We start from the raw sequence: 9,885 nt of genomic DNA on the forward strand, positions 1-9,885 counted from the left end.
TGTTAGGGCTTGACCTTGACGGAGTTTGTAGGGGTGTTTTGACAGCGCCTTCAAGAATTACCTTTTGGTAGTTTCTTGACACTCCCTGCTGCTTCAGCGCAGGGAGTGTCAAGAAGGTCTGAAACTTTTGAACAGCAGGAAGTTCAGACTCGTGTAAGACGAAAATTATTACGGTGTGATAGTCAAAGGGCGGAAGGTGGGTTGTAGTTGTTCCACCGCTGCATTGGTTTCAATGTAGTGACTTCGATCACTGGTAACACGGACTTGGTTCACTCAATATTTTCAGTATTATCACGGAAAAAAACCAGCACCATCACTTGCTCTTAGGAGAAACCACGAGATGATTAAGGTGTCGAGTTCAAAACAATCCCATGTCTCCAGTTAATCTTCTCCCCGGCGCTATCAACGAATTAATTGCCACTGTCACCGATACTCACCGCGTTACCAAAGCTGACCGCTACGGCATGATGGCCGCCATCCTTGATGAGTCTATCAGTGAAGAAGAACGTGGCTCACTCGATCGTCTGATTCGCTCCCTGGTCAAAGGTCGGATTCAAGTCAGTGATGAACTCTCCATCATCTCGTAAGTAGAAAGCTCGTTGAGAACTCGACACTCTACAACAGCTTTCGATGGGGAAAGTTTAGATTAGTTACTGATATTGCGATCGGCCTCTACCAGGATAGCTTTTTGTATAATGCACTTTTGACATAGACGATTAGCCTTCCCAACTTCATAAACATTATGACGGATACCATCCAGCATCTCATTGAGCCACACATTCAAGATTTGGGTGGATTCCAAGCCCGCCGCTTGCTTCCCTCAGACGTTTTAGCACTGGTAGGCCCGTTCATCTTCTTTGACCATCTCGGCCCTGCGGTGTTTCCACCCGGCCGGGGCGTGGATGTCAGGCCGCATCCGCACATCAACTTAGCAACCGTCACCTACCTGTTTGAAGGTGTTTTGCTGCATCGTGATAGTGTCGGCAGCGTTCAAGAAATCCGTCCCGGTGCGGTGAATTGGATGACAGCAGGGCGAGGCATTGTCCACTCTGAACGCACGCCTGACGACGATCGCAGCAAAGAAGCCATCCTGCATGGCATTCAAACCTGGATAGCACTTCCCGATGAATACGAAGAAACCGACCCCTGGTTTCGGCATCATCCGGCTTCTGAGTTGCCTGTTTGGGAGGATGCAGGAGTTTCGTTCACCCTAATTGCGGGTGAGGCCTATGGTCGTACTTCGCCAGTTCAAATATTTTCACCCATGATTTATCTGGACGTGGAACTAACTGCTGGAAGAGAATTTACCTTACCGGGTCATTACAGCGAACAGGCAGTTTACAGCGTAACAGAGGGGCTTTTGATCGATGGAGTGCCTCTGGAACAACATCGATTAGCTGTTCTCACTTCCGGCACTGAAGTAAACATTTCTGCTTCAGGCAAGGCTCGTTGTATTGTGATTGGCGGTGAACCTGTTGGTGAGCGCCATAAGTGGTGGAATTTTGTTTCGAGTCGGCACTCGCGCATTGAGCAAGCCAAACTCGATTGGAGAGAGGGACGGTTTGATCAGGTTCCTCAAGAGACAGAGTTTATTCCGTTGCCAGAAGAGCCACCTTCTCAAGCAGAGCAACCGTTGTGAATAACCGCAGCGATTTAAATTAAAAAACTGTTTTTTGATTCAGAATTCGTCTTTTTTACCTGACGGGGTTGTCACCCCGTCAGATTGGTGGATTGACAGCCGGGACAAATCATAAATTTTTTTACTTGATTAGAGCTTTTGTTTATACCATAAATATGCAACGCTCATTGAGTAGGTGAGAATATTGTAGGGATGATTGATTAATTAGCCCTAGAATTTTAGGATGGTAATTATATCAAGTCTGAGCGAGCGATCGCAATACCTGAGACTCTGGAGGCTTGACTAATAGTTGCACCAGGAATCCCAGTTCCGGGTGAACCCGTCCCTAAAGGATTGGGATGCTTTCGTAACTATCGGCCTATATTCCGCTTCATTTGATCGAGTTCTTCGTCTGCTTCCCAGCGTTGAAACTTTTCTTCTAAAGGATCTGCCGCATTAAAACTATTATAATTTGAACTCTGATTCCAACCCTTTGTATCCCAATTTGGCTCTGTTTTAGTGGTAGTTCGAGTTGCAGCTTCTGCCGCTTTTGCTCGGACTTCTTTTCGGCGTATTTGAATTTGGCGGTACAGTTCTTTTGCTTTTTCAATCCGTTCTTTGCAGCCTTGCATTTGACCCCAGCGCTGATTTCCCTGACGCAGCAAAGCTGCTTGCCGCTCTTGGGCGGCTTGAGCTAAATCGAGCCTTTTAGCAGCTTTAGCTTTGTTGATGCGATCATTCCAGCGCTGAATTTCTTGAGCGGCGGAGAGAATTTCGGCTTGCAGTTTTTTCTCTTGTTTTTGAATATCAAGAATCAGCCGCAGAGTGTCTTCTTCTTGTTCCTTCAGTTGTTCTTCTATTGCCTGCAATTCGAGATGGGGATTGCTACGCAAAAATTCTTCTAATCTGGTTTCTAGAAAGCGGCTGAAATCATCAAATAAGCCCATTTTTTATAATTCCTCAGTCATCAGTTATGAGTCATTAGTCATTGGTCATTAGTTATTAGTCATTGGTTCTTAGTCACTGGCGATCGATTATCGATCCTGAGTTGTTAGTTATAGCAGAAGAAAGTTCGGTAACGAATTGGGGAAGCGATTTAACGGATAGAAGCAAGAAGCAATAAGAGCAATGGTTTCAGCAATTAAGAACGTCTTGGCGGTTCCTATATTATAACTGTTTTCACTGCTCGTCATATACAGCCCGATCGCTGCCCATTACCAATTACCGATGACCTAACTCATAACTAATGACTGATGACTAATGACTCATAACTGATGATTGATTAGAACTTTTGGCCGACAAAAACCGATCGCACATCTCCTCCCTTGCGAATCACTGCTTCTTGATTTTTGATTTCTGCCAGCGTCCAACCGCTAGCGCCGATGCTTTCGCCGACATAAATTCTGCGGGCTACGCCGTCTACTTCAAACAAAGCAGCCGATCGATCGCCCAACTCCAAAATCCCAACCAGCGTGTGCGCGGAAGTTGGGGCGCTGCTGACGGCCGGTGCCGATTGATCGGGCGCGGGGGCAGATTGCTGGGCTGGGGGCGCAGGTGCCGGTTCGGTTTCGCGAGCCAAAATCTTTGGCTGGGGAGACTCCGAGGGGGAAGGGGAAGTGGCGAGGGGATCTCGATTTCCCGCAGCGGCGATCGCACGACCGGAGGCTGGAGCAGCAGGTGAGGGGGAAACTGCGCTGGTTTGAGGAGCCGCCGGAGCCGCAGCTACCGGGGCAGCCGGAGCCACAGTCACCTGAGCGGGGGGAGGGATGACTACGACTTGGGGTGCTGGTGCTCCCGGCTGCGAGGCAGCTTGTTCGAGGGCATTAGCAATGCGGTTGACTGCTGTCGAAAGACCTGCGGTCGCGGGCGGCGCGCCGGAAATTGGAATGCTCGGCAGCGTCCCTGGGGTGGGGGCTCCGGGAACTCCTGCAAGTTGGGGGTTAGCTGGGGGTGCTTTTTTTTGTTCGATCGCATCTAGGGATCGCTGCACATATTCCACAAACGGAGTATCTGGTGCTGTTTTGCCACTTGCTGCGGGTGTCTCTGGTGCGGGGGCAGCGGGCAAGCGCACGAGTCCCGACCTGCTTGCGAGCCACAACCCCATGACTAGCAGCAGCGACCCAAATGCTGCTCCCAGCAGCATTCTGTCGAATGATTGTTTGGACTGCTGTTTTTTGGTTGTTTCTAGGGCGACTTGGCGGGCGATCGCTTCTACGTCTTTTTCGCCCCGCTGCGGCTGGGGGGGTGCCAACTGCGACAAAACTATTTGAGGTACCGAGATCGACTTGAGCGCCACGAATTCTGGCTGCACGGGTTCGGATGGCAGTCCGCCGCTAGCGTCGAATGCTCGATCGACTCCTTCAAACAGTTCGTCCATCAACTGATCGGCGTAGGACTCTACTGCCACTGCTTCGGCTGGCACTGTTTCCACCGTCGCCCTCACGGCGATCGGCTCTGACGCTGATTCCAAAGACATCTGTTTGGCGATTACTTTTTGAGGCATAGTTTTCTGTTTGCTCCCGCTCCTCGACAACCCTGAGATTCTCAACTTCAGACTTCTACAGGATACTTGTGATGTTGACCAATTCTTGGTTAAGAACAGGTCAATTGTATCTTACCCATCACCATATTTTTAGTCCTCGGCCAACTTACTTTGCTCGATCGACTTTTGTTTTACCTGTTTTGGGCCTTTTCGCCGCTGTTTTCTGCTGCCAGTCTTATTTGCTTACCTTGACTTTTACTGCACATTCTACTGCTTTTGTCAACCCCACCCTCCGGGGCTTCGCAGTTTTTGACACACAGCTTTACTTGAGGATCTCGCAAAAAAAGCGGGTTTTTTGCCGCTGTTTCCGCTTGCGTTCCAGATTTGACAAGGATTTCAGACTTTTATCCGTCTTAAGTTTGTTAGTCAGTTTGCTTGACAGTAATAACCGGTTGCAGATTTTCTCATAACTCATGGCTGCAACAAGGGTAACAACCGCTGTAATTCCCCACAAGCTGCCTGAAGCGATAGCGGCGCATCTTCTGGTAAGCTCTGAGAATAACATCGATCGGCTAAATCTTCAACAACGGTTTTGCAAACAGCCTCATTATTCTTAAATTTTGCATAAACAGCCTCCTCATTCACAGTTTCTCCCTGCAAATAGCGTATCCAAGTCTCAATATTGCGCTTGGGAACAAAAATCGCGATCGCCTCATTCGATTGCCTCTTTTTCTGAGCATCTTCAGCAAGGACACTAGCTAACTCATTAAGTCTTGCTTCCAGCGTACCCGTATCTGCATCAATTAACACAACTAATCCGATCGACACCCGGTTTTTATTCTGGCGATAAGCTTTCACTTCCGCCAGATACTGAGTGCGTACATACTGTTCTCCAGCTTGGCTACCGGGCGGACATATTTTAGCCCGAATTATACCTGTAAAACCTCGCTTTTTTAGGAAATAACGCGCAAAAACAAACTGCTGTAGGTCCTCGCAGAGAATGACAATCTGAACTCTACGCTGACTCATTCAACCATCCCCGTGCAATCAGTTCAGAAACTGGCAATCCCGAAGTATCAGCTACTTCATTGCTAATTCGTTTGACTCGAACAGCAGCATTGCTTTGACGCTCAAACCAATAGCCAATCGGTGAAGCTAAAAGATAGTTAATTAACTCAGGATGGTGAGAAATTAGTAATGCTTGAAGTTTTCCCTCGCTACAAAGGTCATAAAGCTCAATCAGCCAGGGTTGAATTTCTGGCAATGCTAAAAAGTTTTCCGGTTCATCAATCCACAAGGTATATTCTTCAGATTTAGTACCGTAAATCAGCGCGTATAAAGCCACTAAGGTTTTTTGTCCGTCCGACAATTCTCCGAGACGATATTCAATTGGCTTGCTGTTATCTGTTTCTCCTGAAAACCGCAATTTTAATACTAAATTATCTTCGCTTACTCGCTCAAACTTAAAATTTGTGAATCCATCCAAAACATCTCTTAAAATATTTCCAATTTCAGCAATTTTACCTTGGTCGTCAGATAAGTAGCGATACCAAGAAACAAAATTTTCCATCTTAGGAGTCAAACGCATTTGTTCTTGGCTACTTTCATCAACCATCAAGCTAGGAACAACTTGCACGATGATAAATCGCGCCATCCGTTCTCTAAACCAAGTTAACTTCGTGTTGTCGTTTCTTGGCATTAATGAAGGTAGCATAGATTGCGACCAGTCAAACTGGTATTGCGGCCCTTCTGAATGATTGTCTCGATAGAGTTGAACTTCGCCTAAGTCAAATTTTAGTAAAGGCTTGTTATCAAAAAACAGACGCTCGTACCCAACACGACATTTATCTCGATTGTACTCAATTCCTAATTGATATGTGTAGGAGCCGCCATTACCGAGAATTTCTAGCTCGAAACGCTGAATTTGTAAAGTTTGCCAGCGGGTGCAGTCCGCAAGTTTGAAAATTGCTTCTACCTTACTGTCACCGCTGACAAATGCTTGGATTTTCTGCAACACCTCAAAAACTGTTGATTTACCCGAGCCGTTAGAACCCAGAAATAGATTAATTGCATCAAAGTCAAGTTCAAAGTTTACCAGACAGCGAAAATTGTCAATATATATTCGTTTCAGCATGGGATTTTTTCACTCATAATTCCTCTAGCTCCTGTCATTGTTAACAGGAGCTAAACACAACACTCGGACAACCCAAATTAACCCACCCGTTCGGCCAATTCCAACCAGCGCTCAGTCGCCTGATCGATCTGCTGCGTCAACTGAGCTAAACGATCCGATAACTTCTTTACCTCCGCAAACCCGCTCGGAGCATTGTTAGACAACCTCTTCTCAATCTCTTGTTTCTCAGCTTCCATCTTCGGAATTTGACTTTCTAATTGTTCGTATTCCCGCTTATCATTGAAGGAAACTTTGGTAGATTTTTGAGTGGAGCTTTGGAATTTTGAGTTATTAGATTCAGCCGTGCGTGTAAGTTTTTCTTTTTCTTTTTGTCCTTTGATTTCCTTGGCTTCTTCGGCTTTCTTGTAGTCTAAATACACGGAATAATTGCCTGGATACAAACGCAAATTGCCGCCCGGTTCCAAGGCGAAAACCATGTCGATCGTGCGATCGAGAAAATAGCGATCGTGGGACACCACAATCACGCAGCCGTTAAAATCTTCGAGATAATCCTCCAAAACCGCCAAAGTCTGCACGTCCAGGTCGTTTGTCGGTTCGTCCAAAATCAGCACGTTTGGCGCACTCATCAGCACTTTCAACAGAAATAACCGACGCTTTTCCCCGCCAGAAAGTTTGTTAATCGGTGCATACTGTTGGTTCGGTGGAAACAGAAACTTTTCCAACATTTGAGAAGCGGTAATGATTTCCCCGTCCGCCGTTTGCACCAACTCGGCTACACTTTTCAAGTATTCAATAACTCGCTGGTCTTCGTTCGGCGTCAAATCCTCTGAATGCTGGTCAAAATAACCGATATGAATGGTTGTGCCAATTTCGACTGTACCCGAATCCGGCTGAATGCGTCCGGTGATGATATCCATCAGCGTCGATTTTCCCGCACCGTTGCAGCCAATAATTCCAATCCGGTCTTCGGGTGTGAAATTGTAGGTAAAATCTTTAATTAAAGTGCGATCGCCGTAAGCTTTAGAGATATGCAGTAACTCAATCACCTTCTTACCAATCCGGCGGCCGGCTGTCGCAATTTCGACTTTGCCGTTGGCTGTTTTGAACTCCTGGGCTCGCATATCTTTAATGCGATCGATCCGAGCTTTTTGCTTGGTACTGCGCGCCTTCGGTCCGCGTTTGAGCCATTCCAATTCGCGCCGCAATACACCCGCGTGTTTGCGAACACTGCTGGCGGCGGATTCTTCAGCTAAGGCTTTTTTCTCCAAGTAATAAGCGTAATTCCCAGCATAATTGTAAAGGTCGCCGCGATCGATCTCCAGGATGCGATTGGTAACGCGATCGAGAAAATAGCGATCGTGCGTAATCAGCAGCAAAGCACCGCGATAGCCGTTCAAATAGTTCTGCAACCACTCCACAGACAGCGCATCCAAGTGGTTTGTCGGTTCATCCATCAGCAACACATCGGGCTCGGACAACAAGGCCGTTGCTAAGGCAATTCGCTTGCGGTAGCCGCCGGACAAGTCGGCAATTTTCGCATCAAAATCTTCAATCCCCAACTTGGTCAAAATCAATTTTGCCTTGGTTTCCAAATCCCACGCATCCACCTCATCGATGCGTTCAGACACCGCAGACAGACGCGCCATCAACTTGTCTGTATCGCCTTTGCCGTGGGACAATTGATCGGAAATTTCCTCGTATTCTCGCACTAAAGCCATTTGTTCGCCACTGTCGGCAAATACTTGCTCTAAGACAGTGTGATTTTCGTCTAAATCCGGCTGTTGGGGGAGATAGACAATTGTAGACCCTGGATTGACCCAGCGATCGCCAGAGTCGATCGACTCCAAGCCTGCAATCATTTTCAGCAGCGTTGATTTCCCGGAACCGTTAGTGCCGATGAGTCCGACTTTATCGCCTTCATCCAGGCTGAAACTGGCATCTGTCAAGAGTTCCTTGATGCCGAAGTCTTTTTTGATCGATCGCAGAGTAAAAATAGTCATGAGTATATAAGATGATTCGCCTAATTTCATGGTAGCATTCATTAGAGAATTTGAAATAATCCCCTAAATTCAATCTAATAATACTAGGATATCTGCAATGCAGCAAATATTACTTTTCGGCAAGGATGACAAGTTTTTTCCTTGGTGTGATGGGTTTGAAATTAAGGGTAACGGTAGCATTGATTTTAGTGTATCTGGAATTAATAAACTTCAGATACAAGAGGGTAAAGATATTAACTGGATGAATCTTATAGACTCACAATTACATAACTTGGCTAGCAAAGAAGAAATAATTGACCTAAAATCTCGTAGTGGGGGATATCCATTTGCATTTTACGACAAATACATATCAAGCCTTTGGAAAAAACTAGAGACTTACTGTAATCCAAAGTCCACTCCCGAAAGAGATTTTTTTAATCTATATTGTGATTTGTGCTGTCGAGATGTTCATGGGGGAGCATTGTTACCAGCCCTAATTCCTCATGTTTACCTTAATTGGGATTTTTCCAAGCGTTCAGAAGAAGAAAGAGCGAATAGAAAAAAGCCCTGTATTGTAGACTTCATATTCAAGAGTTCTGCGTTCGGAACCAACGATATAGTTGTCGTTGAAATTGATGGTCAATCTCACTACGCTAGGTATGATGATACTAAGAGACCAAAATATGAGCTTTCTGAAGATGTATATGCTGAACATTTAAAGAAGGATCGATGGTTGAGGAAGCAGGGATTTAAAGTTTTTAGAATTGGAAATAGTGAAATTAAGACTATCACATCATCGCCGGAAAAAGATAAACTCGATATTTTTCAGGATTTCTTTACCGAAGTATTTGGAGAAATTGTTTTTATTGCGCGATAGGGATTTGATTATAATCCATACTCTCCCTCGCATAACCGCAGTAGAACAGCGCTATAATAGACATAATCATAATCAGACTGGCGGTTTGTAAAGTGGATATTCTAATTGAGTCAACAAGGGGATTTGAGAAAGATATTGCTAAGTTGAGTGAAGACGAAAGAGCAGCAGTGATTAAAAAAATCAACGATTGCGCTAGTCTCTTTCCAACTAAAAAAGCTGATGTCTATCGTAAGCTGCGCCGCGTGCGCTTACCGACAAATCTTAATGGTTACGAATCTTCACTCTACACACTAAGGATTTCTCGAACACTAAGGGTGATTTGGGCAGTTGACGAAGATCCAATTTTTGGGCAAGTTATCTTTACTCTTTTTCGAGCAGTCAAACACGATGACCTCGATAAAGCATATCAGGGTGTAGCAGAGTCTCTATATCAAGATATGCTTGACCACAATCTAGAAGCTGCCCAAATCTCCTAAGCTTATTTATGGCACAGACTATTAAGCTCTGCGATGAATATGGCATTATTCACGAAGCCATGAAGATTTTGCCAGATGATGAGCTAAAGATTTGTTTTCTTGAAGCTTTGGCAGAACTTGAAGACAACGAATGTCACAGAACGAGAAAGTTTCCCAAGACGAGACTGCACAAAGTAAAGGGTGTGAAGCAGGCAATTTATCGTGCTGATATCGATAAAGTCTCAGGCTGGCGTATCCACGTTCAATAGACCTCTTGCGAAAGTCTCAGACGAGCGCTAGTTTGTCTTCAAAAAAAGTTCATAATTATAAATACCAGCGA

10 protein-coding genes are annotated in these 9,885 nt (G+C 45.6%); 5 read left to right on the forward strand and 5 right to left on the reverse strand.

What is annotated here, in order from left to right:
- The first annotated feature begins 371 nt into the window (after positions 1-371).
- Positions 372-587, forward strand: coding sequence for a hypothetical protein (locus tag Q5691_RS26720; protein WP_333076209.1), 216 nt, complete (start codon positions 372-374; stop codon positions 585-587).
- Positions 588-742: 155 nt separating this feature from the next.
- Positions 743-1,639: a pirin family protein gene (locus tag Q5691_RS26725; RefSeq protein WP_333348156.1), complete on the forward strand. Its 897-nt coding sequence runs from the start codon at positions 743-745 to the stop codon at positions 1,637-1,639.
- Between the two features lie 350 nt (positions 1,640-1,989).
- On the opposite strand, the gene Q5691_RS26730 is transcribed toward Q5691_RS26725, so the two are convergent.
- The 5 genes from Q5691_RS26730 to Q5691_RS26750 form a co-directional block, all read right to left on the reverse strand.
- On the reverse strand, positions 1,990-2,565 hold the full coding sequence (locus Q5691_RS26730; protein WP_333213417.1) for a TIGR04376 family protein: 576 nt from the start codon (positions 2,563-2,565) through the stop codon (positions 1,990-1,992).
- A gap of 335 nt (positions 2,566-2,900) precedes the next feature.
- A complete protein-coding gene (locus Q5691_RS26735; protein ID WP_333213416.1) occupies positions 2,901-4,121 on the reverse strand; it encodes a hypothetical protein in 1,221 nt (406 codons plus the stop codon).
- Positions 4,122-4,571: 450 nt separating this feature from the next.
- The gene (locus Q5691_RS26740) at positions 4,572-5,129 is read right to left on the reverse strand and encodes a hypothetical protein (protein WP_333348159.1); all 558 of its coding nucleotides are present in this window, start codon (positions 5,127-5,129) and stop codon (positions 4,572-4,574) included.
- Entirely contained in the window at positions 5,116-6,234 is a 1,119-nt protein-coding gene (locus Q5691_RS26745) for an AAA family ATPase (protein ID WP_333348162.1), read from the reverse strand. The genes Q5691_RS26740 and Q5691_RS26745 overlap by 14 nt, the downstream gene beginning before the upstream one ends.
- 77 nt (positions 6,235-6,311) lie before the next feature.
- Entirely contained in the window at positions 6,312-8,234 is a 1,923-nt protein-coding gene (locus Q5691_RS26750; protein ID WP_333348175.1) for an ABC-F family ATP-binding cassette domain-containing protein, read from the reverse strand.
- Between the two features lie 97 nt (positions 8,235-8,331).
- Between Q5691_RS26750 and Q5691_RS26755 the strand changes: the two genes are divergently transcribed.
- The 3 genes from Q5691_RS26755 (at position 8,332) to Q5691_RS26765 (ending at position 9,814) form a co-directional block, all read left to right on the forward strand.
- Positions 8,332-9,090 carry a hypothetical protein gene (locus Q5691_RS26755; RefSeq protein ID WP_333348166.1) on the forward strand — a complete coding sequence of 253 codons (759 nt, stop codon included), beginning with the start codon at positions 8,332-8,334 and terminating at the stop codon, positions 9,088-9,090.
- A gap of 92 nt (positions 9,091-9,182) precedes the next feature.
- Positions 9,183-9,566 (forward strand): hypothetical protein, encoded by a 384-nt coding sequence (locus Q5691_RS26760; RefSeq protein WP_333348169.1) that lies wholly within the window; start codon positions 9,183-9,185, stop codon positions 9,564-9,566.
- 8 nt (positions 9,567-9,574) lie between these two features.
- Entirely contained in the window at positions 9,575-9,814 is a 240-nt protein-coding gene (locus Q5691_RS26765; RefSeq protein WP_333348172.1) for a hypothetical protein, read from the forward strand.
- The last annotated feature ends 71 nt before the right edge of the window (positions 9,815-9,885 follow it).

This window comes from Microcoleus sp. w1-18aA5 (assembly GCF_036701705.1).
Classification (GTDB): Bacteria; Cyanobacteriota; Cyanobacteriia; order Cyanobacteriales; family Microcoleaceae; genus Microcoleus.